This is a genomic window from Nostoc commune NIES-4072 (assembly GCF_003113895.1).
GTDB classification, from domain to species: domain Bacteria; phylum Cyanobacteriota; class Cyanobacteriia; order Cyanobacteriales; family Nostocaceae; genus Nostoc; species Nostoc commune.
Window position 1 is genome coordinate 4,538,302 of the sequence record NZ_BDUD01000001.1, and the last position, 23,519, is coordinate 4,561,820.

Annotated in this window: 21 protein-coding genes and 1 pseudogene; 12 read left to right on the forward strand and 10 right to left on the reverse strand. The window is 40.9% G+C overall.

The genetic code is table 11. The features are described from left to right. Positions 1–7: 7 nt before the first annotated feature. From CDC33_RS20020 to CDC33_RS20035, 4 genes are all read left to right on the forward strand, one after another. Positions 8–2,230: a pentapeptide repeat-containing protein gene (locus tag CDC33_RS20020; protein ID WP_109010022.1), complete on the forward strand. Its 2,223-nt coding sequence runs from the start codon at positions 8–10 to the stop codon at positions 2,228–2,230. A gap of 877 nt (positions 2,231–3,107) precedes the next feature. Further along, positions 3,108–3,857 (forward strand): hypothetical protein, encoded by a 750-nt coding sequence (locus tag CDC33_RS20025; RefSeq protein WP_109010023.1) that lies wholly within the window; start codon positions 3,108–3,110, stop codon positions 3,855–3,857. Positions 3,858–4,216: 359 nt separating this feature from the next. Beyond that, positions 4,217–5,653 carry a hypothetical protein gene (locus CDC33_RS20030; protein WP_109010024.1) on the forward strand — a complete coding sequence of 479 codons (1,437 nt, stop codon included), beginning with the start codon at positions 4,217–4,219 and terminating at the stop codon, positions 5,651–5,653. Between the two features lie 304 nt (positions 5,654–5,957). After that, a complete protein-coding gene (locus tag CDC33_RS20035; RefSeq protein ID WP_109010025.1) occupies positions 5,958–6,431 on the forward strand; it encodes a hypothetical protein in 474 nt (157 codons plus the stop codon). Between the two features lie 498 nt (positions 6,432–6,929). On the opposite strand, the gene CDC33_RS20045 is transcribed toward CDC33_RS20035, so the two are convergent. The 7 genes and pseudogenes from CDC33_RS20045 to CDC33_RS20085 form a co-directional block, all read right to left on the reverse strand. After that, a complete protein-coding gene (locus tag CDC33_RS20045) occupies positions 6,930–7,676 on the reverse strand; it encodes a creatininase family protein (protein ID WP_109010026.1) in 747 nt (248 codons plus the stop codon). Between the two features lie 827 nt (positions 7,677–8,503). Next, the gene (locus tag CDC33_RS20060) at positions 8,504–8,776 is read right to left on the reverse strand and encodes a cupin domain-containing protein (RefSeq protein WP_109010028.1); all 273 of its coding nucleotides are present in this window, start codon (positions 8,774–8,776) and stop codon (positions 8,504–8,506) included. 22 nt (positions 8,777–8,798) lie between these two features. Then, complete coding sequence (locus tag CDC33_RS20065; protein WP_109010029.1) at positions 8,799–9,158, reverse strand: Mo-dependent nitrogenase C-terminal domain-containing protein; 360 nt, start codon at positions 9,156–9,158, stop codon at positions 8,799–8,801. Positions 9,159–9,954: 796 nt separating this feature from the next. Then, positions 9,955–10,776: pseudogene (locus tag CDC33_RS20070) on the reverse strand (YARHG domain-containing protein); the annotation flags it as partial. 33 nt (positions 10,777–10,809) lie between these two features. Continuing rightward, complete coding sequence (locus CDC33_RS20075) at positions 10,810–11,358, reverse strand: GIY-YIG nuclease family protein (RefSeq protein WP_109010030.1); 549 nt, start codon at positions 11,356–11,358, stop codon at positions 10,810–10,812. A gap of 65 nt (positions 11,359–11,423) precedes the next feature. Then, positions 11,424–11,753 (reverse strand): hypothetical protein, encoded by a 330-nt coding sequence (locus CDC33_RS20080; protein ID WP_109010031.1) that lies wholly within the window; start codon positions 11,751–11,753, stop codon positions 11,424–11,426. A gap of 429 nt (positions 11,754–12,182) precedes the next feature. After that, a complete protein-coding gene (locus CDC33_RS20085) occupies positions 12,183–12,374 on the reverse strand; it encodes a hypothetical protein (RefSeq protein WP_109010032.1) in 192 nt (63 codons plus the stop codon). A gap of 272 nt (positions 12,375–12,646) precedes the next feature. Between CDC33_RS20085 and CDC33_RS20090 the strand changes: the two genes are divergently transcribed. Then, a complete protein-coding gene (locus tag CDC33_RS20090; protein ID WP_109010033.1) occupies positions 12,647–13,141 on the forward strand; it encodes a GNAT family N-acetyltransferase in 495 nt (164 codons plus the stop codon). A gap of 160 nt (positions 13,142–13,301) precedes the next feature. Here CDC33_RS20090 and CDC33_RS20095 read toward each other — a convergent pair whose 3' ends face one another. Next, positions 13,302–13,919, reverse strand: coding sequence for a class I SAM-dependent methyltransferase (locus CDC33_RS20095; protein ID WP_109010034.1), 618 nt, complete (start codon positions 13,917–13,919; stop codon positions 13,302–13,304). A gap of 226 nt (positions 13,920–14,145) precedes the next feature. On the opposite strand from CDC33_RS20095, the gene CDC33_RS20100 reads away from it, so the two are divergent. The 6 genes from CDC33_RS20100 to CDC33_RS20125 all read left to right on the forward strand — a co-directional run bounded on the left by CDC33_RS20100 (position 14,146) and on the right by CDC33_RS20125 (position 19,762). After that, positions 14,146–14,433: a Mo-dependent nitrogenase C-terminal domain-containing protein gene (locus CDC33_RS20100; RefSeq protein WP_109010035.1), complete on the forward strand. Its 288-nt coding sequence runs from the start codon at positions 14,146–14,148 to the stop codon at positions 14,431–14,433. A gap of 195 nt (positions 14,434–14,628) precedes the next feature. Further along, positions 14,629–15,303 carry a response regulator transcription factor gene (locus tag CDC33_RS20105; protein ID WP_109010036.1) on the forward strand — a complete coding sequence of 225 codons (675 nt, stop codon included), beginning with the start codon at positions 14,629–14,631 and terminating at the stop codon, positions 15,301–15,303. Positions 15,304–15,494: 191 nt separating this feature from the next. Next, positions 15,495–16,463 carry an arsenosugar biosynthesis arsenite methyltransferase ArsM gene (gene arsM / locus CDC33_RS20110; RefSeq protein ID WP_109010037.1) on the forward strand — a complete coding sequence of 323 codons (969 nt, stop codon included), beginning with the start codon at positions 15,495–15,497 and terminating at the stop codon, positions 16,461–16,463. 136 nt (positions 16,464–16,599) lie between these two features. Continuing rightward, positions 16,600–17,559, forward strand: coding sequence for an inorganic phosphate transporter (locus CDC33_RS20115; RefSeq protein WP_109010038.1), 960 nt, complete (start codon positions 16,600–16,602; stop codon positions 17,557–17,559). A gap of 40 nt (positions 17,560–17,599) precedes the next feature. Continuing rightward, positions 17,600–18,589, forward strand: coding sequence for an arsenosugar biosynthesis radical SAM (seleno)protein ArsS (gene arsS, locus CDC33_RS20120; RefSeq protein ID WP_109010039.1), 990 nt, complete (start codon positions 17,600–17,602; stop codon positions 18,587–18,589). Between the two features lie 237 nt (positions 18,590–18,826). After that, a complete protein-coding gene (locus CDC33_RS20125; RefSeq protein ID WP_109010040.1) occupies positions 18,827–19,762 on the forward strand; it encodes an alpha/beta fold hydrolase in 936 nt (311 codons plus the stop codon). 109 nt (positions 19,763–19,871) lie between these two features. Here CDC33_RS20125 and CDC33_RS20130 read toward each other — a convergent pair whose 3' ends face one another. Continuing rightward, entirely contained in the window at positions 19,872–20,240 is a 369-nt protein-coding gene (locus CDC33_RS20130) for a BON domain-containing protein (RefSeq protein WP_109010041.1), read from the reverse strand. A gap of 344 nt (positions 20,241–20,584) precedes the next feature. On the opposite strand from CDC33_RS20130, the gene ilvN reads away from it, so the two are divergent. Next, a complete protein-coding gene (gene ilvN / locus CDC33_RS20135; RefSeq protein WP_109010042.1) occupies positions 20,585–21,103 on the forward strand; it encodes an acetolactate synthase small subunit in 519 nt (172 codons plus the stop codon). A 68-nt stretch (positions 21,104–21,171) separates the two neighbouring features. Here ilvN and CDC33_RS20140 read toward each other — a convergent pair whose 3' ends face one another. Then, positions 21,172–23,460 (reverse strand): alkaline phosphatase D family protein, encoded by a 2,289-nt coding sequence (locus CDC33_RS20140; protein WP_109010043.1) that lies wholly within the window; start codon positions 23,458–23,460, stop codon positions 21,172–21,174. Positions 23,461–23,519 lie beyond the last annotated feature (59 nt).

A 23,519-nucleotide genomic window follows, 5' to 3' on the forward strand; every position in this document is an offset into this window, starting at 1 on the left:
GAACAATTTGCATAATTTATTTTTTAAACACAGCTGCACCCAAAAGTTAAACCCAAAGATACCCAAAAAGCTCACTCTGCGTACCTCTGCGCTTCCCTTTGCGTTCCTTTGCGTTTTACTTCTCCTCTTCCCCCTACCTACTTCAGCAGCACAAACCCAACCAGAACGCACACCCTTAACTCTAGAATTATTACAAGAACGTCTACGCACACCTACACTCCGCGAAGGCAATTTGACCGTAGATTTGCAGAAGATGGTGATTGATTTGCGCCCAGAAAATACTAGCTTTCGTGATGCCTTTTACCAACTCATGCGAAAAGGGCTAAATGCAAAACCTCTAGGTTTAGACCTCAGCTATACCCTGATTTTAGGGGATTTTGTGGGCAGCGATTTGGGTTTAAGAACCCCCTTATATGCCCAAGCGATCGCTCCGATTTTCACCGCCACCGAACAACAAGAACTAGAACTTTTGCGCTTCGTTTGTCTAGAGTCACTCACGAACTCTAAAGATTGCCGATCGCTGTTAGGAACACAATCAACTCCATCCAGTGAAATCGCCGTCTTTCGTGGTGTCTTAACACTAGTACAAACTCGTTTCAATGGCGAAATAAAGTTCTCTAATACATTCTTTCTTCAGTCTGTGGATGCCCAAGGTGCAACTTTTCTCCAATCCACTAATTGGAACGAAACCAGATTTGCTCGTCCCGTCAACTTTAACGGTACTAAGTTCAAACAACCAAGCAATTTTCAGGGCAGTATTTTTTTTGAAAAAGCTAATTTTAAACAAACTCAATTTCAAGACATTGCTGATTTTCAAGGCAGCATTTTTGAAAAAACTGCCAACTTTAACCAAGCAACTTTTAAACAGTTAGCTAAATTCAATAGTGGGCAGTGGCGAGATAATGCTGATTTTTCTAATGTCCGTTTTGCGAATCAAGCCCTGTTTACTAAAGCAAATTTTAATCAGTTCCTGCTTTTAACAGAAGCAACTTTTGAGCAAGCTGTCACATTTCGAGAAGTGGAGTTTAATCAATCGGTAAATTTGCAAGGTGCAAGCATTCTCAACCAAGCAGATTTTAGCGATGCAAGGTTTTCTACAGAAGCTTGTTTAAGTGTACCCGGTTTAACTTTTAACTCTAACCAAGCAAAAATTTTAGGTAATCCGGGTCAGATTGGTAAGATGTTCTGCATCCCTACATTACAAGGTAATGAGAATATCTTGCGGAATTTAGGGCAAAATTTTCGTCAGCAACAACAAGTTGCTGATGCTAATGAACTGGAATATACAAAACAACAACTGCGATTAGTGGAAATGAGTCGCCGTTTGACGGCTACAAATATTAATAGTGCCTCCGTCGCAAATTTGATTAATCTGGGTTTTTCTGCAACTCAAGCCGAAGCGATCGCCCAGCGTCGTCTGATAAAATCGTTTCGCAATAGCAGTGAGTTACTGACCTTAGCAGATATCGATTTAGAAAAATACACACAACTGAGTAAGCGCTTAATTGTCGGTGAACCCCTTTCGATTATTGGGTGGTTACTGCAAGCTTGGAGTTGGTTGGGGTTGAGTGTAGTGCTGTTGTTGAGTGGCTACGGTACGAATTTTTGGTTAGTTTTTGGTGTGGGAGGAGTTGCGATCGCTTATTTTGGCTTACTATTTTGGATCGTGGATCGTTATCGTCGGCTGCATCCTGTACCAATTATTCCCACATTTTACGAAACCATTTCGATATTTGTGAGTTTTAGCGTTTTAGAATTATTGAGCTTACTAGCCATCTTTCGTAATGCTCAACAACCTTGGCTGACATTGGGGTGTCTTTTAATAATTATTGTCCCCGTCCCGGTGGCTTTATTGATTCGACTTTACCAAAAAGGTCGTTATCACGATTTAATGGACGTTTCTTACTTCACAGAAGACGGTACATTTCGCCAGTTACGATTATTGATTGGACGTTTACCAGTCATACCAAGGAATCAGACATTTCGGGAACGATATATGCCTCTTTTGTGCGATCGCCGTTGGAACTGGCTCAACTACTATGATTTTAGTCTCAACAACCTAGTTAAATTAGGATTTAACGACATTCGCCTGCGAGACGAACACCTACCTGGCATCATATCCGCACTTGCTTGGTATCAATGGAGTTTGGGTGTAATTTACATCACGCTAGTTTTGTGGACACTTTCCCGCACAATTCCGGGATTGAATTTGCTGATTTATCTGAAGTAATTCCTGTACCTGAAGCTTTTTTCACTGCACTTCCTAGTGTTACTAATATGATGCAACCTATTGCAGTGTGTTAGAAACCATGCTATTTATTGTTATCAGTCTGGCGGTATTACATCAGCTAAAAGTGATAGAAGCCCGGTTAAAAGCAAATTAATTAAATATCTAAAAATTTGGTAAATTTATCAAAAGATTGTTCATTGCAATATAATGTTTAACCAAGTTTAATTTTGTTATTAAGTAGGTAAGCGAGAAAATTCATAGCTACGTCATTGCGAGTGAAAGGTAAAGCCTTCGGCATAGCTTCGCTTAACAGGGAGCGTCTCGTTGGCGCAGTCTTTCGCAGAGAAGAGAAGCAATCGCAAAGGTTTTGAGCCTTTTATACTTAGGTACATAATTTAAGTTTGTTTATCTACACTTACTTACAAACATATCAGTTAATTTTTTAAAATATTGTCTAAAAATATCTACAATTTTGATAAATATATCAAAATATTTTTCATTGTGCTTCAAAGTTAAATCATATAAATTGTAAGTGTAAATAGATAGCATTAATTAAAAATTGATTATCTCCACTTAACAAAGATAACCAATTAATTTAATAGCTACTAACTAGTTTTGCTGACAATCAAAACAACAAAACAGCCATGAGATATAGGATTACTATTTGATTTTTGAACGAAATTAAGTATTGTAGAGTGTGTTAGAACGGAGTTCGTAACGCACTATGAACACGAGTTTGATGCCGTACTCTCTGTGCTAACACATCCTACGTATATTTTCAGAAATCAAACCGGATTCCTATAGACAAAACTTAAGTCTATTTTATGTTCTGATGCTAGCAAAATTTTTATCAAAACAATAACGAGGATTAATTCTAATGGCAGACAATTCAAGTAATAGTGGTAGCAGTAACCCCTCTACTAGTGGAAACAATGCGATCGGACAATTTGGACAATCACCCTTCGGTCGTTTGAAAGAAGTTGTTCCTGAGAAAGACCTTCCCAAGATATTCAGTGGTGTTGGTCAAGGAGAAAGTGGCGGTAGCCCATTTGGTGGCGGTGCTGCTGCTGGTGCCAGTGGCAGTCAGCCTGATTTACCCTATGGTGGTAATCCTTTCGCTGGCGACAACTTCTGGAATATCTTTGCAGGCGGTGTCAACCCATCCAAAGTCGGTGGTGGCCCATCCGCAGTTGGTGGTAGCCCATCCGCAGTTGGTGGTAGCCCATCCGCAGTTGGTAGCCCATCCGCAGGTAGTAGTAACCAAGGTAGTGGCAGGGACCCTTTGACTGGTTCTGGTAGCCAGGCTGGTGGTATTAGCACAACTGAAATACCGGATGCGTTCGGTTTGAGGGTTACTATTGACAAGCTAGTTAGCTCAAGGCTTGACAAAGAACTCGGTGGCGGAAAAATCCCATCATCTGGTGGTGGACAAATCCCCTCATTTGATGCTGGACAAATCCCCTCATTTGGTGGTGTTGGTCAAAGTCCATCATTTGGTGGTACTGGTGGAGGAATCCCATCATTTGGTGGTACTGGTGAAGGAATCCCATCATTTGGTGGTACTGGTGGAGGAATCCCATCATTTGGTGGTACTGGTGGAGGAATCCCATCATTTGGTGGTCAATAAATCCCGTTTGCTTAATAGAATCCTTGCGAAAATCAGTAGATAAATAGAAGAGAACAATAATCAGTTCTTCAGTACATAGTATGCTAGTACAGCTTGGCGCAAATAAACATACCATTCGATAAAGCTCAAAAGCGCGTATTATCGCTGATGTAACTTCTGCCTTATTGTACTAGTTTGCTATTTTACGCCCTATAACTCTTTACAGGTAAGGATTTGAGAAACATTTTCTGCTAATTTGACAGTAAGATGATTAAAGCCTTTATTATTAAAGAGATTTTGGGTTTAGCAAATTCATAATTGGTATAAGAAGTACTGAAGACCCCATAATTTTTTAACTAAAAATAGGAAAATTAGTGCCAATGGAAGAGTCTGTTGTCAATCCCCTTAATGGTGGAGTTAATCCCTTAAGTGTAAGTGGCCCTAACAGCGTTAGTCCCTTTGCTGGCAATGGCAGTTTTTCTGCTGAAGGCAGCTTGTTGTCGGGTAATACTAATCTGTTATTAGGTAACGGTAACAATGCTATTCCAGGTGGCGGTATTAACCCGTTTGCAGGCGATGCTGGCAGTGGGTTTCAGAAATTAATATTTGATCGATTAAAGTCAATTTTAGGTGATAACTTTTTCAAGGATATTGACAACACATTGGCAGGAGGTAGTAATCCTTTTGCAAACAGTGGTTATCCGATTCCAAGTGGGGCTACTAACCCTTTGGCAGGTAACGGTAATGCGATTCCAAATGGGGCCACTAACCCATTTGCAGGTAACGGTAATGCGATTCCAGGCGGTAGTAACCCGTTTGCAGGAGGTAGTAACCCGTTTGTAGGCGGTGGTAATGCAATTCTAGGAGGAAGTAACCCATTTGCAGGTGGTGCAAACCCCTTTGCAGGTGGTGGTAATCCGATCGCAGGTGCTGGAGGTCTGCTTCAACAATCGCCTTTCGATCCGTTGAAAGAAGTCCTTGGTAATAATTTACCCTTTAGTAACGGTGGGAATACATCTAATCCTGGTAGCCAAACCTTTAATGAGGGCAATGCACCCGTTGGTAAAGGTAACAAGAACCTTGGTGATAATAACGCAACTATTGGTAATTTTAACTCGGATTATGGCAGTAACAGCGCAACCATTGGGAATGGGAACTGGAACTTTAATAATGACAACGCAACCATCGGTAATGGTAACTGGCTATTTGGAAAGAATAACACAACCCTTGGTAACGGCAACTGGTATTGGGACGACGGAAGCAATAATTCAACATTAGGTAATGGTAATTGGCACTTCGGTAGTGACAATTCAACCATTGGAAACGGCAATTGGGATTTTGGTACTGATAACATAATTATTGGTAATGGTAACTGGGTTTTTACCAGTGGAAATGAAATTATTGGTAATGGCAATTGGTTAGCAAAGACTGACAACACAAAAATTGGAGACGTCAATAATATCAGCAGTTTAAAGTTATCCCCACTAGGGATCAAAACTGATGTTAACAATCTGATTGACTCTCTTATAGGCAAAATAGGTCAAAATTTTCTTGGCTTCACAGGAGATTTTGATGAATCGAGTAGCCAAACCTTTAACCGCCTCATCTCTTCTAAAAGTGTTGGTAATGATACTGATATATCTAGCGATATTCAGCAACTTTTGGCATCACTCAGCCCGATTCAAGGAAATTTCATCAATTATCAGCCTGTGCAAAACCCTCAGCCTGTCCCAGAATCTGCTTCTTCAGTGTCGTTAGTAGTAATGGGGCTGGTGTGTTTGCTCTTGTCACTGTTCAAAAAACAACAACACTGTTAAGGTAACGTGAGGCATAACAAATGCCGTTCGTTGGAAGCTCATGTTAATTTTCTGACCTCTCTAGGACTTACGCAAAAAGTCCTAAAAAGCTTAATTTATCGAACCGCCTTTGCGTAGCGTCTCGTAGAGAAGAATCGTAGAGTTTGCGTAAGTTCTACTCTCTTCTAAAAGAGAAAGGCTTTGAATTTTCTACCTTGCTTATCAGGCAATACAGTGTGTACGATTGACTTTGCTCTACACATTGAGATTTGGATTGTATATGTGGGAACTCTAGATTAAAGAAACTTACTGGAGAGTGATTTCTATGTCTACGACCCCAATTAGTGCAACATTGGCACAAACAGATAGAGATGCTGTGTTGCAAGCCATTACCACCATTAAAGAAAAGCTACCATTTTTGGTTGATTTGAGTTCCGACGATCGCAAGACTTTACCCAAGATGGGAGATAAGAGTCGGGCGTTTGTCAGCAAAGCATTAGAGGTGGCGGCGCAGAATCCAGAGTTTTTACCGCGATCGTTCGACTTGGAAGAGATGCGGAAGGATGTGCAATTATTTGAAGCGTTGTATCCGGTGTTGTTGTCGTTGACTCAGTTACAAGAGTTGGTAGATGATACATCTCTTGCAGTCGGTAGTGAAGCTTATGCAGCCGCGTTACAGGTGTATAACTACGCCAAAGCCAGTGGACAGGGCGCGGGTTTAGATGCAGTGGTTGTGGAAATGGGACAACGATTTGCTCGTAAACCTGGAAAATCCAAGTCTCAAAAAGCAGCGTTGTAGAAAATAGCTCAGTACTTGCACTTAAAAGATGCCACGTTGAAGCTCAGAATTTGAATGTTGGACTTAAAAGCACGACATTTCGAGTTCTGAGCTTCATTTTTTGAGTTCAGAGGCTTAACGTTCAAGCAAAAAGGTGCAACTTCCGAGTTCAGAGGCGCAACGGTCGAGCAAAAAGGTGCAACTTCCGAGTTCAGAGGCTCAACGTTCGAGCAAAAAGGTGCAACTTCCGAGTTCAAAGGCGCAACGGTCGAGCAAAAAGGTGCAACTTCCGAGTTCAAAGGCTCAACGTTCGAGTAAAAAGGTCGAACTTCCGAGTTCAAAGGCTCAATTTTGGTGTTCTAATCATTCAGAAGGCAGAAGTACGAGGGCAGGAGGCTCATTCTAGCGACAGGTTTAGACACAACCACCTTTCGTAAAACTGGTGTTCAGGATTGTCAGCCCGATGTGGCGTATTACCTCAGAGTTAACTCGCATCTCTACAATCTCTTTCCATAACTTTTATTCAGCGTTCACAAATTCCAAATACCCACTGCTAAGTTCTTTCACCGCTAAGTCATAAAATTGCTTACCATGTTCAGGCGTTGCTAAAGCCGGATTTGATCCCATACGTCCATCTGGATAACGCACTCGAAAGTCAGCAGCGCTATAAATCCGATGTCCGCTTGCAACTTCTGGTGAAAGATATACTTGCTTAATCGCATTCGGATAAACGTACTGCGTGAGTGCTACTTCACTTGGCGTTGCATGAGAACCTTCTTGATCCCCATATAATTCTTTAGCTAGCTTATATACAGAACCGCACATAAACCAGTTTGCCACTTGACATTGCACATGTTGAGCATTGGGAATCTGCAAATCTTCTAAATGCGCGTAAGTTTCTGAAAAAGCTGCTTTCAGGGTGGCGATATTACCACCATGTCCGTTAATAAAGTAGAACTTGCTAAAACCAGCTTTGGCTAAACAAGTTACATAATCTCGCACTACTTGAATCAAAGTGCTGGGACGCAGACTGATTGAGCCAGGAAAAGCAGTATGATGCAGTGCCATGCCCACATTGATTGTAGGGCCAACGATCGCGCCAGTTGCATCACCTACACCAACTGCGATCGCTTCTGCACAAATGGCATCAGTGCCAATTAACCCCGTTGGCCCATGTTGTTCTGTGGAACCAATAGGGAAAATAATCCCCTTTGACTGCTGTAAATAAGCTTCGACTTCTTGCCAAGTACTTAAATGCAGTAACATTTTTGATGATTTTCCTCAATAAAATGGCAGTGGGACGAAACCTTTTTCTGCTAAACTCCCACTAACCTGATTATGAACTCTCTACATTTTCTGTGGTGGCGATGCTATGAAATTCCATCATCTCTGCCAAAGTTTTATCGGATAACTGAAATATTTTTGCTCATCAACAGTATTTATAGTCCTTCTGCTATGGCCGGACGCTATGTTTTCAATCAAACGCCTCAAAGAATCGAGCGTTATTTTAGTCTTTATATTAGGACTTACGCACACTCTACGAATTCTCGGCGCTCTTGGCGTCTTGGCGGTTCGAGAAATTAAGCTTTTTAGCAATTTTTGCGTAAGTCCTATATATTACCAAACTAAACCAATGGCGATACCATTAGCTATACATATACTCCACAAAGCTTTCGGCGGCTATTTCGTCAGTTTCCTAAAAGCAATTTCTCGCTCGTCTTTGTGAACAATCAGGTAAAATATATCAAGTTAAATTTCAACGGTGATTTTTATCAATACCAAAGAAGTTATAATTACAACCAAGCTGAGACAGCAAAATTTTACAACTATATTTTTAGTTAGCAGCCGCCAACCTGGCAAAAACTTTCTGCCAAATTTGCAGGGAATGAGATTATTTATTTCTATGAATATTGTTTAGGGCATGGAGTCGCAACAAGTTTCGAGAGATATGGATATAAGCAATTTACCGATTCTGCCACTTTATCCTATGACACTCGCTGCGAACCCCATTATAGTAGAAATCAAAATTGAGTTTTGAGACGTTAGTATTGTGGATCATCAACTAGACAACGGGGATCAATCTTTTCTGTTGACTAATCAAAGTAATAATGTTTTTTCACGTCGCTTGTAATTTCCCATGTGCAGGACATGCCAGCAGGAAAAGTCACCAAATCACCTTTACCCATTTGCACTGGCTGTCCACCATCAGGAGTAACAACAACATCGCCTTCCAAAAAGTAGCAAGTTTCTTGAGAATCATAAGTCCAAGGAAATTTTGAAACTTCCTTTTTCCAAATTCCCCATTTAAAGACACCCAATTCATTAAGGCGTTCTTGCACGGGTTGATGCTCAATTTTAATTTCCATATTGTGTTTTATCTAGTTATGTTCAGCAGTAGGATTGAATATCTTCTCCACACTGATCTACTAAATAACACAAAGCGCGAAAACGCAAGTAGACAAGTTCGTTATAAAGCGGATTAAGTTTGCACATTGGCGGAATATGCCCTATTTTGCGACCAAAAAGCATGATATCGCGCTCGAATGGACACTGGGCAGGAATCAGTTTAGCAATAAATTTAGCTAATTTACGATTCTGAATGTCAATTTTATCCACCCATTGACGTAATGGTTGCAGTAAATCTAATTTAGGTCTAGTAAATTGCTTTTTACTACCTTTTTGATTCTTTTCTTCTAAAGGGCTAACAAAAGCAGGCAGAAAAATACGCTGATTAATTGTTTTAAGCATAGTAGTAGGCAAGGTTTTCCTTGTGTAGATGAACTATTTGCCGATTGGAAATATTAACATGTAATCTGTTAAGCAATTTGCATTATGCTTGTAAATTAGCCAGGAAAAAAGCATAAGGCAAATAATTTACATGCATCTTTGGGGGGAAATTGTTTAACTAATTGTTATTTAAGCCCACCAAATCAGGAAGAACTGTCCCGTTAAATACAAAATAACAAAGAAAATATAAAAATGGCATTTCTTTAACTTATGGATTGCTAATATCCGAGATAGCAATCTTATATATTATATATAAATGCCTGGTTCTAAAACTGCCTAGTATCTATAGATGGACTTTGGCTAAGAAAATAACAGTTTAGCTCTAACTCCATATAGGCTTCGCTAGGATTAGCCTCTAATATCTAGCGATTTTAGGCTATTAAATATCTAGTAATCTGTTTGGTATGTTACACTAGCTAGCCTAGATATTATCTAATAAGTAGCAATAAATCCTTTGATAAGCCCCAGCTAATATACTTAAAACTTATACCATTTACAAGAATATTTTGCAATAAATGCATCGCGTGTAAGGACGTACAAGATTATGCCCTTACCAATATAGCGCTTCTCACTTGGGGAGAATACAGTCAACCTTACCCCATATTTGAGGCGTGCAAATACTCCCCTGTCATTACTAAAGAGAGGGGTTAAGGGTGAGATTTAAAAAAGTACTTTATCCAAAGGAGAACCGTTATATATATATCAGATATTTTGTGAAATGGCTTAATTACAAAAAAATGGTATAATAACAGAAATCTTATTTCTTAAAATATCTCAAGCCGTAACGATCTTGATATTTGCTGATATACTCTACATTCTGTTGCTCTAATTTTGACAGCAATTTAGGTGGAAATGCTTTAGGTGAATATATAGGGCGATACCAAGGTTGCTTATTAAAGTAATCTTGTAATTCAGGAGTATCAAAACGGCGTCCGTGACTGGCAAATATCGAATTTCGCATAATATCTAGTGCAAAACCGTCTTTCCCATCCAAATCTGTATCAGTTACAAGTCTTTGGGAAAGCCAGAAATAAGTGCTGACAGCCGTGGTAGCATCTGGCGATATTGTATTTACCGAAGATGTAGATTGAGTTGGAAATGGGGTGGTTGGTATAAATTTAGGAGTTTCTATCACGGGGCTTGTGACAGTTGAAGGCGTTTGTGAAGGTGATACCGTTTTGTCTGCTGTAGATTGAGAAGATTTTGGTAACACTTGGCTAATAATCACAGATGCACCGATTAGCCCACCTGCAATCAAACTGCCGATGAGGATATTATTCTGACTATTACCTTGAGAGGTAGGCTGTAGTTTGACAGGTACTGTTTGAGGTGGCGGTGCAGAGAATACAGTCGGTTGAGTTAAGAGGGGTTGCGTCGGTGGAATTGGATTTGCTATGCTCTGCAAAGTATCCAGCATTGCTCTGGCTGTGGGGTAGCGATCGCGCGGATGATATGCGATCGCCCGATCAATTACTCCTGCCATAATTGGGCTAACATGACTCGCGTACTGTCGCCACACGATTTCACCCGTCTGGGAATCCGTTTCTAGTTGTTGCGCCTGTTTACCAGTCAGCAAATAAAATTCATAAGATAGTTTTCCCCAAAACTACCTTCATTTCAAATCTAGTAAACCTTCTTCTTTCAATTTCGGATTGAAGCGAATTTGCATTTGCAAACCACGCACTTCTAATAAATGGGTTGAAATTTCTGCTTCTACTCTCCGCGCCACATTTTTAAGAATTTTTATTTGTGCTAATTCATCATTAGCTGGATTTTGATAATTTGCCTGTTCTTCAGGTGTCATTACCACTTTGATATCAATGGGATGAGTCCATTTTTCTTTTTGATCCCCATTTCCCCAAGGGACACTGCCATTTTCAGCAATCCAAGCATTTTCAGTATTTTCTAAAATTGTGCGACTAGGGCGTTCAATAGTTTGAACTTTTACCCAATAACATTGCTGTGCCTGACGGACTAAATGCTGTTTGAGGCTGAGGTAAACATCACGGGAATATCCTACAAATTGCAGCACTTTTTCTTGGTCAAAGATAGCATAGACACCGATTTTACCTTGAAATTGTTCGGGTAATTGACCGCGATCGTCAATGTAAGGAATGTATTCTAGGGCTGCCAAAGAAGAAAGATTTGTTTCAAGAGCCATACATCAAATATTAAACTTACTATTTGCCTGCAAAATTGCTAAATAGGAAAAAACTATTTTTAAAATCACCCGTTATCCACTTTTTGGTAAATTGCACAAAGACGACTGGGTTGGAAAATCTTAGCACTAAACATGAAATTTGGTGGAACATTGATAATGGCATATTCATCAGATTCATGATACTTTTCAAATTCTGCTGGCATTCCTTTCGTGGTAGTTAAGCTGTAAGGAACTGGTTGGAAAAGTAATTTTGTAAATTTAACTTGCTCACACTGCAACTGTTGACAAATTTGCTTTAAGAAAGCCTCGCTGGTCAATAAATTGAATAAATTTTCTTGAGCTTGTGCTTCAAGAGTGAAACTGCTATCAAAGTTCTGAACGATTTTCAAGGTCATTTTTTGTATAGGTAGCTATTAATTACTAAGTGATGAGACAGGATAAGCAACAATCCAAAAGTGCTGGACAACGAAGCCTGCCTTTTGGTGCAGATGAGCTTTATGAAAAATTACCACTTTAAGATCAGCCTATTGGATTGTGTGACTTCTGTCAGCCACAGGAGTAAGCTGGCATGATTAAGAATCGTGAAGTTTAGCAGATTTTTAAGGATAGATGATTTTTCCTTAAGATTGTACTAAAGCGATAGCCTATGGTGGGCTGCGTCTACGCACTTATCACACCAACTCCCACTCTCACAACGATTCTTACACAACAAAAATGAGTGGATAATTGTGATATAAATCACAACTATCCACTCAAAGTTTAGTAAATCGGGTTTACTAGAAAAACCCAAGTAGATTATTAAAACTTGGCAAACTTCAAACCAATTAACGTGACTCAGTTCCCTGATTGGGGCTGCCTGCTACAGAATCATTTTCTGGTGCTTCTGGTGTAGCAGTGGGTTTAGCATCGCTCTTTTCATCATCGCCAGTTTTGCGCTGACTTTCGTCAACAGTGGTTTCGTAATTACCAGAACTGGGTGTATTTTCTTGGCTACCAGCTTTTTGTGGTTCAGACATTATTACATTCCTAATAATTTTATTGTTGGTATTATCTTAAGAAGGTTAGGGGTGTGAGTGCATCTATCCAGATATAGTTATGGCTGATTTCTACCTCTATCGGAAGTATTGTTTAGTACTACTCATGTATACTGATAAAAATCCAGAAATGTAGAGTTTTTTAAGCTTACAACGCTTTCTATGCTTAAGGAAGGTTTATTGCCGCCGACCTGGACTAGGTGAATAATATGATGTGATCATTGTGATACATACAAACTATCAAAGTGTAATTAATGAACCAGAGCAATCTATCCTTACCATCTGGGTGTATGCTTCGCAAGGCAACCTCTGGGGATCAGTGGTCGATTCGGTTGCTGGTGTTTTCAGCGAAACTCGACCCAACTCAATTAAATTGGCAGCAATTTTGGGTAGTTGAATGCAATCGCAATCTGGTAGCTTGTGGACAGCTACGTAATTTCTCAGGGGCACAAGAACTTGGTAGTTTGGTCGTTGCATCACCTTGGAGAGGTCGCGGTTTGGGTACTTTGCTAACGCAGCATTTGATTAATACAGCAACGCAACCACTTTATCTTGAATGTTTAGGTGAACGATTGGCGAAGTTTTACAGTCGCTTTGACTTTGTGCCAGTATCTTTTGAAGACTTGCCAGAATTCCCCAGCACAAAAGGTAAGTCTTCGCTCAAGGGGAAATTTAGATTCTCGCAATTAGCTAAAAGGCTGTTCAGAGTTCCTGTGGTGTTTATGGAACATCGAGGTAATTCGTCATGACGCTCTCTACGAGACGCTAAAAGCGTAGCTTGCAACTCTTACATACGCGGACTCGCTAACGTAATTAGTAATTAAGATCGCAGAAAAAAAGCTTGATACAAGCTGTTTCCAACCCTTTATTTTCGCTCATTCCCCATTCCCCACTCCCCACTCCCCATTTTCAAATCTGAGGTTTAGCAAAAACTGTTAGCAACACAGGCCCTAGTAAATAGTGGTGATTCAAACACAATAACCCAGCCGAGGAGCCAAGAAGTTGACGTTGATTAGGGTTGTAGAGTCTAATTCCAAGGGTAGAAAGTGGCAATAATTGAGGTTCTGTCTCTTTTATGGAGGTAAAATCAACCAAGTAAAAGCGTCCACCGGGAGAAAGTACCCGTGCTATCTCACTAAGCACCTGTTTAGGTTCCAAATAGTGCAAAAAGCTGATAGTGCTGAAAACAGCATCAAATTGACCATCAGCAAACGGAAGAGACTCAGCTTTGCCCTCGACATAAATTAAGCGTGGACGGTGGCGGTTACTCTGTCTAGCTACCCGCAACATATTAGCAGATAAATCCAATCCGATCGCTTGCAGGTCGGGAAACTGAGTCGCAAGGCGCTCAAGTAAGCGTCCAGTGCCACAGCCGATATCAAGTACATTTGCTGACTCTGGTAAATCGACATACTCCAGCAACCGTTTGTGAACGGCTCGATAAAACACTGAAGGAAAGAGCCAGTCATAACTTGGTGCCCATCGGTCAAAAAGGAACTTTTTGTTACTAAAAAAGTCATTAGTCATTAGTTTTCGCAGTTTACCTGAAGAGGTTCAAATACAACCAACTGATCTATAGGAATCCGGTTTGATTTCTGAAAATATACGTAGGATGTGTTAGCACAGAGAGTACGGCATAAAACTCGTGTTCATAGTGCGTTACGAACTCCGTTCTAACACACTCTACAATACTTAATTTCGTTCAAAAATCAAATAGTAATCCTATAGTTTGAAATTATTAAGGTGAAAATTTATGACAAGTTTTATTCAAACCAGGTTACACAATGATTTACTCCATCCAGTCCGTCAGTGGTTGGAAACGATAGAAATTCATAACTCCAAATTGGCTCATTTCTTGTGCAAAGCTATTCCTGCTCAGTGTCCCTTTGAGCGAGATATCACGCTTTTTAGCCGGAAGCTGTTTCACATTCCTCCGATGTGTAAATTAAATCCCCTATACGACGAAGTGGTTGGTTTGCGTTTTAAAGCGCTCTGTTATCTTGCCGATAAATGCGGTGAAGATGTTACAGCCTATTGTTAATAGCTAGTTGGATAGTTATTTGATCAAGCAGCGATCAGTAATTGTAGATTTACGGTTGTTACTTACTCAGGTTTATACTAAGCTAACGTACACCCAATTTAGATGTTTGGCTATTTAAGTAGCTGACACCACGAAGACAGTGTTTCCAGACAGTATTTTTGCTTACCGTATCCTGCTGAAATCATTAACATTATCATGACGCACATCTTACTGGTTGAAGATGAAGTCAAACTGGCACGATTTGTCGAATTGGAATTGAATTATGAAGGCTATCAAGTCAGTATTGCCTACGATGGATTAACTGCACTTACCGCAGCGCGTAAGTTACATCTAGATTTAGTAATTTTAGACTGGATGTTGCCTGGTTTATCGGGATTGGAAATTTGCCGCCGTCTGCGAAGTATTGCACAGAAAGTGCCGATAATCTTATTAACTGTCAAAGATGAAGTGAGCGATCGCATTGCAGGCTTAGACGCTGGTGCTGATGATTACCTGGTTAAACCCTTCAGCGTTGATGAATTATTAGCCAGAGTTGGCGATCGCTTGCGAAGAAGCCAGCAAGTAGAGGGTGCAGATGTTTTAGAATTTCAAGACCTGACTTTAAATCGTCGCACGCGCCAAGTGTACCGAGATCAGAGGTTAATTGAGTTAACTGCTAAGGAATTTGATTTACTAGAATATCTACTGGCCCATCCGCGACAGGTAATTACCTGCGATCGCATTTTAGAGGAAGTCTGGGGTTACGGCTTCATGGGCGATGCCAACATCATTGAACTTCAGATGCGCTACCTACGGCTGAAACTTGAAGCCAATAACGAAAAGTGCCTCATTCAAACTGTGAGTGGTGGCGGCTACACATTGCATGATTGAATTTGGGATGGGGAATGGGGAATTTTCCCCCTACTCCCCACTCCCTTCCAGTATGAAATAACGGTAAAACCCCAAAGTTTTCTACTTTAGGAAGATTTGGGGTTTTTGGCAATCTGAGTAAAAACTCATCCAACTCAGGGTTAATTATATTAGGATGCACAAAGCTGTCATCATCTAAAATCTAAAACTGCATGACTTATCTAGAAACAGCAGCGCAATTCTACCGCGAAGTTGCCGAAACCCCGCAAGTTGGACTTTGTTGTGTGCAAAGTACACCCCTGCAACTACCAGGGTTGAAAATTCCTTTGCCAATGCAGGAAATGAACTATGGTTGTGGCACTACCGTTCACTCCATGGAACTAGGAAACCAACCTACCGTGCTGTATGTCGGTGTTGGTGGTGGCTTAGAAGCGTTGCAATTCGCTTATTTTTCCCGCCATGCAGGTGCTGTGATTGCCGTTGAACCGGTTGGGGCCATGCGGGAAGCAGCAGCACGCAATCTGGAAATTGCTGCTCAAGAAAACCCGTGGTTTGACACCAGCTTTGTAGAAATCCGCGAAGGGGATGCTTTTAACTTACCCGTTGCTGATAGTACCGTCGATATCGTGGCGCAAAATTGTCTTTTCAATATCTTTGAACCACAAGATTTAACCCGTGCTTTAAAAGAAGCCTATCGGGTATTAAAACCAGGCGGACGTTTGCAGATGAGCGATCCAATTGCCACTAGTCAAATTCCAGCACATCTTCAACAAGATGAACGACTGAGAGCCATGTGTTTATCAGGCGCACTCACATATCAACAGTATACTGAACGGATTACAAATGCTGGCTTTGGTCAAGTTGAAATTCGCGCCCGTCGTCCTTACCGTCTACTAGATTCTCAGACTTATAATTTAGAAGAACACCTACTTTTAGAAAGTCTGGATTCCGTCTCCTTTAAAGTTGCTATTCCAGAAGATGGTGCTTGTATCTTTACGGGAAAAACAGCAGTTTATGCTGGCTTGGAACCCTTTTTCGATGACTCAGCAGGGCATCTACTCCAGCGAGGGATTCCCGCAGCTGTGTGTGATAAAACTGCTGCTAAACTTGCCGCTATCAACCCAGCAGAAATAATTGTTACCAATTCAACCTGGCACTATAGCGGTGGTGGTTGCTGTTAATTTTTTAAGTAAGAATTCAGGCGTCAGAAGTCAGAATATACTCTGTACGGCTGGGAATGAATGCACATGAATATTTCATTAATTGCATTATTAATTCTGGATTCTGGATTCTGACTTCTTCTTTATAAACCTTAAAATGTTGTTAATTAGTCTATTTATTGCCACGCTTTTTTTAGCATACTCGAATGGTGCAAATGACAATTTTAAAGGAGTTGCAACGTTGTTTGGTAGCCGAACCTGTAGCTATCAAACAGCAATTTTGTGGGCAACTTTTACAACTTTTGCTGGTGCAGTTGCTGCAACTTTTGTGGCAAGTAGGCTAATTAAAAACTTTTCTGGTAAAGGACTAGTGCCTGATGCGATCGCTAATTCACCAGAGTTTCATTTGGCAGTTGCGATCGCTGCTGGTTTAACTGTACTGATAGCCACCTTCATGGGGTTTCCCATTTCCACAACTCACAGTTTAACAGGCGCGCTAGTTGGCGCTGGATTAGTTGCGATCGGACTCAAAGTTAATTTTGCAGCTTTGGGAACTTCTTTTATTTTGCCTCTATTACTTAGTCCAATTATTGCTATTCCTTTGGGGGCAGGAATTTACAGTTTATATAACTATATAATTTCAAAATGGAATCTGTCAGTCAATCAAAAAATGATTGATACTTGCCATTTTCTCAGCGCTGGAATTGTCAGTTTTGCTAGAGGATTAAATGATACTCCCAAGATTTTTTCACTCATTCTAGTTATTGAATATTTTTCGATTCAGGGGGGAATGATCACGATTGCGATCGCAATGGCACTTGGCGGTTTAATCAACTCCCAAAAAGTTGCAGTAACCATGAGTGAAAAGATTACCTCATTGAATCATACTCAAGGCTTATCAGCAAATATAGTAACCGGAATTCTGGTAATTGCAGCTAGTCAGTTTGGGCTTCCGGTTTCTACCACTCACGTTTCAGTTGGTTCTATTTTTGGAGTAGGGTTGACTAGCAAAAAAGCCAATATGAGTGTTTTTTATCAGATACTATTGTCGTGGATTTTAACTTTACCTACTGCTGCAATTATTAGTGCAATAACCTATAGATTATTACAAGGTTAGAATAATTGAATATATTTTTGCCATATTTAAGGAGTAATTAATGCAAACTCAATCTAAAATTACACCATTTAAAAACAAACTCAATTCTCCTTTTAAAAAAAAGGGAATCACTGTTTTACAAATTAATCTAGGTAAGCGTTGTAACCTTGCTTGTACACACTGTCATGTCGAAGCTGGCCCAAAACGTACAGAAGAACTTTCTCCTGAAGTTTGCGAACAATTGATTTCGCTAATCCATAAATTTCCTGAAATTAAAATTGTAGATTTGACTGGTGGCGCACCAGAAATGAATTATGGATTTAAACCATTGGTAGAAGCAGCAAGAACAACTGGTAAACAGGTAATTGTCCGGTCTAATTTGACCATTTATTTTGAAGATGGATTTGCTGATTTACCAGAATACTTTGCTCAACACCAAATAAGAGTTGTGGCTTCCCTACCCTGCTACCTAGCAGATAATGTTGATAAAATGCGCGGTGCTGGTGTTTTTGATAGTTCAGTCAAAGCTTTGCAGTGGCTGAACCAACTCGGCTATGGTAAAGAGCCAAATTTAATTTTGGACTTGGTATTTAATCCTCAGTTACCCACGAATGAAAATTTTTCCTTAGCTCCCGAACAGACCAACCTAGAACGAGATTACAAAATGTTCTTACAAGAACATTTTAATATTGTGTTTAGCAAACTCTTTACTATTACCAACCTACCAGTTGGTAGAACCAAAATGCATTTAGAACGGAGAAAACTGTACACTAGCTATTTGCAGTTTTTAGAATCGCATTTTAATCCTGACACAGTTGAACATTTAATGTGCCGCGATGAACTTTCAATTGACTATCTAGGCAATGTATATGATTGCGATTTTAACCAAATGATGAATTTGCCTGCAAAAAACCGCAATGGTGAAACTTTGACAGTTAGCAAACTATTAGAAGCTGACAGTTTAGACCTGATTAGTGAGATACAAACTGCTGCTTATTGCTATGGCTGTACTGCTGGATGTGGTTCTAGTTGTGGCGGTGCTTTGCTCTAAAGGCAAATAAAATAGCGTAGCCAACTCATTTTTTAAGACTCTTTTATAAATCTAATATTGTTTCTTTGTGAGGTCACGCCAAATCTCTTAAATTATTATTTTTTGGCGTACTTGGCGCTCTTGGCGGTTCGATAAATGAAACTTTTTGGTCATTTTTGCGTAAGTCCTATCTTAAAATTAAAGAAAATTTTATAATATTTATAATAGTATTTTCACGCTGCTGAATTAAAGGAGACTGTGACCACTACATTACACTGGCAGGAACGGGTTGGTAATCAAAGAGATTGGGTTTGGCGCGGCTGGCAAACACGTTACACTTACATTCGCCCTAGCCAAAATCACCACAAGACAACACCATTGATATTGCTACATGGCTTTGGCGCTTCTATTGGTCATTGGCGACATAATTTAGAAGTGTTAGGTGAGCATCACACAGTTTATGCCATCGATATGCTGGGTTTTGGCGCTTCTGAAAAAGCCGCAGCTAATTACAGCATCGAACTCTGGGTTGAGCAAGTTTACGATTTTTGGAAAACATTTATTCGTCAACCAGCAATTTTGGTAGGCAATTCCAACGGTTCACTGATTTCTATGGCCGCCGCTGCCACTCACCCCGATATGGTGCTGGGTATGGTGATGATGAGTTTACCCGACCCTTCATTAGAGCAAGAAGCAATCCCGCCTGTACTGCAACCAGTTGTCAGAGCAATTAAAAATATTGTCGCTTCACCGTTGATTCTTAAACCTGTATTTAACTTCGTGCGCCGTCCTGGAGTGCTGCGTCGCTGGGCAGGTTTAGCCTATGCTAACCCAGAGGCGATTACCGATGAACTCATAGAAATTTTAGCAGGGCCTCCCCAAGATAAAGGTTCCGCTAGAGCTTTCAGTGCTTTGTTCAAAGCAGCAATTGGTATTAACTTTAGTCCCAGTGTCAAGACAGTATTACCAACCTTAACAATTCCGATGCTGTTAATTTGGGGACAAAAGGATCGGTTTGTTCCCCCAGCCCTTGCTAACCAATTTGCCCAATATAACGAGAAATTGGAAGTGCTGAATTTAGAAGACGTGGGTCATTGTCCCCATGATGAATGTCCTGAACAAGTCAATCAAGCTATTTTAGATTGGATTGCGAGGTGGGTTAGCGTAGGCATAGCCCACCGCAGGCATCGCTAACCGTTGCTTACTCCCTAAATATTATGCAATGGGAGCGTAGGCGTAGCCCGCCCTAGGCATCGCGCCAACCAATACCTTTGCCACTATTGAATTTTGAATTGCTTAAGACTTAGCCAATCGTGGCTTGGTTAGTGTCAACATCTGTAGCCCCACTAACAGAACGAGCTACAGAAACCATCTTGTTGAGAATTTCTTGACTGGGAACTTTACCTTTCAATACCACAGTGCTACCTGTCTGAGCAACCCAAAGGGTATTAACATCATCGAGTTGGGGGTCTTGATCAAATGCTAACGCGACCCGCTTTGCCAAACCACTTTGGTCATATTCGCCGCTTAAACCCACACGTTCTGGGGGTATTGATTGCGTAGCAGTAGACGCAACGTTAGTATTAGGAGCTTGCGCTATTGACTGTGCAGTAGGATTTACTTGTGCATTTTGAGGTTTTTCCATCCCAAATAGTCTTTTTAACCAACCCATAAAAACTTTTCTCCTATTAGAGCCTTGTTAAGTCTGAGTATAAAAGCTTCACAAAAATGCCGCATCTACCAAAGAAAAGAGATACATTCAATGAAATTACTCCTTACAGGATGATTTCTGCCCAATTATTTATCTCTAGAGAATGCAATGAGTGCAGCTATTGAGTTTACAATAAAAGGTCGCACTGACAATTAGTGCAGTAGTACGCTACGACAAAAATAAACATATATTTGACAAAGTGTCAAGAGTTTGTAACTCAAGGAATTTTGATTGAATAAGTGAATTCTGCCGTAGCGTCTAGAGTCTGTTTTCCTCAAATCCTGTGCTAGCCTCTGTTGGCGAAGATGAAACATACCCTTTCAGTTCTCGTAGAAGATGAGGCGGGTGTTCTTTCCCGCATTTCTGGTTTATTCGCCCGTCGCGGCTTTAATATTGAAAGCCTTGCTGTTGGCCCTGCTGAACAAGGAGGAGTCTCTCGAATTACTATGGTTGTACCTGGTGACGATCGCGTTATCGAGCAACTTACCAAGCAACTATACAAGTTAGTCAATGTCCTTAAGGTACAAGATATTACCGAAACTCCTTGTGTAGAGAGGGAATTGATGCTCTTGAAGGTGAATGCTAGTACCAGTAATCGTTCAGAAGTGATCGAACTGTCTCAGATTTTCCGGGCGCGAGTGGTGGACGTGGCGGAAGATTCTCTCACCTTAGAAGTTGTAGGAGATCCAGGTAAAATGGTAGCGATCGTGCAGGTGTTGCAAAAATTTGGTTTGAGAGAAGTCGCCCGCACTGGCAAAATTGCCCTGACTCGTGAATCCGGTGTGAATACAGAGTTACTCAAGTCCTTGGAAGCAAAAGTTTAGTTGGGAACATTAGAACCCCACCCCCACTCCCTTCCCCACTTTTCGAGGGTTGGGGGGATCTTCCGGGGTTATCGTAACAATGACTGATTAGGCGTTAACTGGCTCTCAAAACGGCTGTAAACAACTTGGGTTGGATACCAAGAAGAAAACCAGTACAAATCTTGAATAACTTTGCAATAACTACTCCCATCTGCCACCTCAAAGTAAACCAGACCTAAATTATTAAATCCAACTACTTCTCGCCCCTCCTGAACCCAACGAAATTTCCAAAACATCAGGGGTTGTAACCATTTCCATTTTGCATTTTCGGCTTGTTTCCAGGGAGCTATTAACGATGATATATCTGCTCCGAAGCGACAAGTCTGAACGCTGTTTCGAGGTATCCACTCCAACACACAATGCCACTCAGAGTTAGTCAGCAACTGGCGATTATGCTGTAATTGTTTCTCTGAAACTTCTACCATATTGGGTGGATCAATCCAACCTATCCAATGTCGCACCTTTTCTGGTAGCAGCCAATGTTTCAATCGTGTATGAATAAGCCGTGTCAAAATCTCTTCATTCTTCAATGCACTAGCAGTTAACTGCACTAAAACAGACTGTAATTTGGAATGAGTGCGTGCATAAGACAAGTGAGCAACAGAACTGTAATGAATATCTCCTGATAGAATAACGACTTGTTGACGTTCCTCAAACAAAGTAGTTAGAAATTTCGCCAGTGCTTCAACGTTAATGTTCCAGGCATCTCCAACATCGGTTGAAAAAACTTTCTCCCGTTGTAAGTGCCAATCGTGAATCCAATCAATAACTTGTAGTCCGAATACATTCGTGGGCGCAATCACAAATGTAGTTTGAATTTGAGTTTGTTCTGCTATTTCTTGTAAAGGTAAAACTAGTTGTTGCTCAAAGGCTTTTGGACACAGCAGCATTGGTGGTGCAATTGGTTTTTGATCGGCTGGATAACCCCGCCAAGTCCGCGTATCCAGCACAATTACTTGATGGCAATCGCTTCTGACTATGTAGTGCCAAGTGATTGCTTCAGGATGTCGATCTAGAATGAATACTGCACCATCTCGAACTAAAATAGGTAAGTCTGTGTGGGGATCGTTAGCTGGCATACCTATATAATGAGCGATCGCTTCATCAGCCTTTGCATCTCTTCCTTTAAAAGCTGACCAAGCTTGTGCAGCCTTCAAGAGCTTTTCACCGGATTTACCTTCTGCAAATTGCTCAGGCGTATTGCCCCAACCTTGAAACACAGTGTAAGCTAACAAGGCATTTTGGACTATTCTTCGTCCTAAAGGATGTCCCAGGACTCGCAAACACCAAGCTTGGTTCAAATTCCAGTCATCAGTAACATCATGGTCATCAAAGATGGTGTACATGGGAATATTGGCAAGGGCGCGGCGCACTTTCCCAAGGGTATAAATAAATTGTCGCAAATGCTGGACTTGTCGGTTCCAGTTCTTGATAGCTTTTCTCTTGCGCGTTACTTGGTGTCCTTTGGGAAATGCGGCTGGCCAACACACTGGTGACCAAGCTAGTAAATAAGTAGCGTAATATTCACCCAGACTGAAAAGATGACTGTTAACTTTCTCAGCTTTATTATGTAATCCTGCGGTCAATCCAGCTTGATTTGTCGCCACATCAGCCCGCTCTCCAGGGGGTAGTTGCTGCGGAGTGTAGTATATTCCATTCACAGGAAGTTGTTCTTCCCAACCCAAAAGGGCATCACCAAGCGTACTGGCAACCCACAGCGACGGTTCTGCTACATCGTCGCCGTAAATTTGATCTCCAGTAAGGAATAGCTGGTGAGGGCGGTGTTGGGGTTGATTTGCTTTTGCTTCAATCAAACCGTCAAGAATCGGCAGTGCATCAAATCCATGACCGTGAGGTTTACGGCAGGAAGCATGAATAATTTGCAAATCTTGCAGACGGTTTGGCGGCAAAACAAAGGTTGGTTTTTGATGCTCAAAGTAGCTGATGCTGACTGTAGGAAAGGGGTGTGAGCATAATGCTTGCTGTAGCCTTTGCTGCGTTTGGTCAGCGAGAGTGAATTGGAGGTCGTATGCATATATGCGGTTACTAGTTAAACGATGCTCCTCCATAGACCGAGCTGTTATAGCAGCAATGTGAAGATACTTGCCCAAAGCGACGGTAGAGCGTTGTCCCTCTAATAAGCAATTTCCTAGTACTTCACCATCATTTGTTGTGCCATAAACTTTGAGTTCTACTTGACAAAACTGTTTCAGTGCCACCCATACTGTCACTGAGTCGGGTTCAGTATGTTTTAGGATCGGCCCCGCCAAAATAAGCGGCAGTTCTTGTAAAAACTCGTCCCCAACTTGATACTTCATTGTAAACAGTTGACAAAGTGGTGGTGTTTTGGATAATGTTGCTTTATTTCTAAAATGGC

Coding starts and splice junctions, on each gene's coding strand:
- CDC33_RS20100 (WP_109010035.1), top strand. CDS start 14,146: ATGACAAGTTTTATTCAAACCAGGTTACACAATGATTTACTCCATCCA.
- CDC33_RS20115 (WP_109010038.1), top strand. CDS start 16,600: ATGTTGTTAATTAGTCTATTTATTGCCACGCTTTTTTTAGCATACTCG.
- CDC33_RS20140 (WP_109010043.1), bottom strand. CDS start 23,460: ATGAAGTATCAAGTTGGGGACGAGTTTTTACAAGAACTGCCGCTTATT.
- arsM (WP_109010037.1), top strand. CDS start 15,495: ATGACTTATCTAGAAACAGCAGCGCAATTCTACCGCGAAGTTGCCGAA.
- CDC33_RS20025 (WP_109010023.1), top strand. CDS start 3,108: ATGGCAGACAATTCAAGTAATAGTGGTAGCAGTAACCCCTCTACTAGT.
- ilvN (WP_109010042.1), top strand. CDS start 20,585: ATGAAACATACCCTTTCAGTTCTCGTAGAAGATGAGGCGGGTGTTCTT.
- CDC33_RS20065 (WP_109010029.1), bottom strand. CDS start 9,158: ATGCTTAAAACAATTAATCAGCGTATTTTTCTGCCTGCTTTTGTTAGC.
- CDC33_RS20060 (WP_109010028.1), bottom strand. CDS start 8,776: ATGGAAATTAAAATTGAGCATCAACCCGTGCAAGAACGCCTTAATGAA.
- CDC33_RS20090 (WP_109010033.1), top strand. CDS start 12,647: ATGAACCAGAGCAATCTATCCTTACCATCTGGGTGTATGCTTCGCAAG.
- CDC33_RS20105 (WP_109010036.1), top strand. CDS start 14,629: ATGACGCACATCTTACTGGTTGAAGATGAAGTCAAACTGGCACGATTT.
- CDC33_RS20080 (WP_109010031.1), bottom strand. CDS start 11,753: ATGACCTTGAAAATCGTTCAGAACTTTGATAGCAGTTTCACTCTTGAA.
- arsS (WP_109010039.1), top strand. CDS start 17,600: ATGCAAACTCAATCTAAAATTACACCATTTAAAAACAAACTCAATTCT.
- CDC33_RS20085 (WP_109010032.1), bottom strand. CDS start 12,374: ATGTCTGAACCACAAAAAGCTGGTAGCCAAGAAAATACACCCAGTTCT.
- CDC33_RS20035 (WP_109010025.1), top strand. CDS start 5,958: ATGTCTACGACCCCAATTAGTGCAACATTGGCACAAACAGATAGAGAT.
- CDC33_RS20045 (WP_109010026.1), bottom strand. CDS start 7,676: ATGTTACTGCATTTAAGTACTTGGCAAGAAGTCGAAGCTTATTTACAG.
- CDC33_RS20095 (WP_109010034.1), bottom strand. CDS start 13,919: ATGACTAATGACTTTTTTAGTAACAAAAAGTTCCTTTTTGACCGATGG.
- CDC33_RS20130 (WP_109010041.1), bottom strand. CDS start 20,240: ATGGGTTGGTTAAAAAGACTATTTGGGATGGAAAAACCTCAAAATGCA.
- CDC33_RS20075 (WP_109010030.1), bottom strand. CDS start 11,358: ATGGCTCTTGAAACAAATCTTTCTTCTTTGGCAGCCCTAGAATACATT.
- CDC33_RS20030 (WP_109010024.1), top strand. CDS start 4,217: ATGGAAGAGTCTGTTGTCAATCCCCTTAATGGTGGAGTTAATCCCTTA.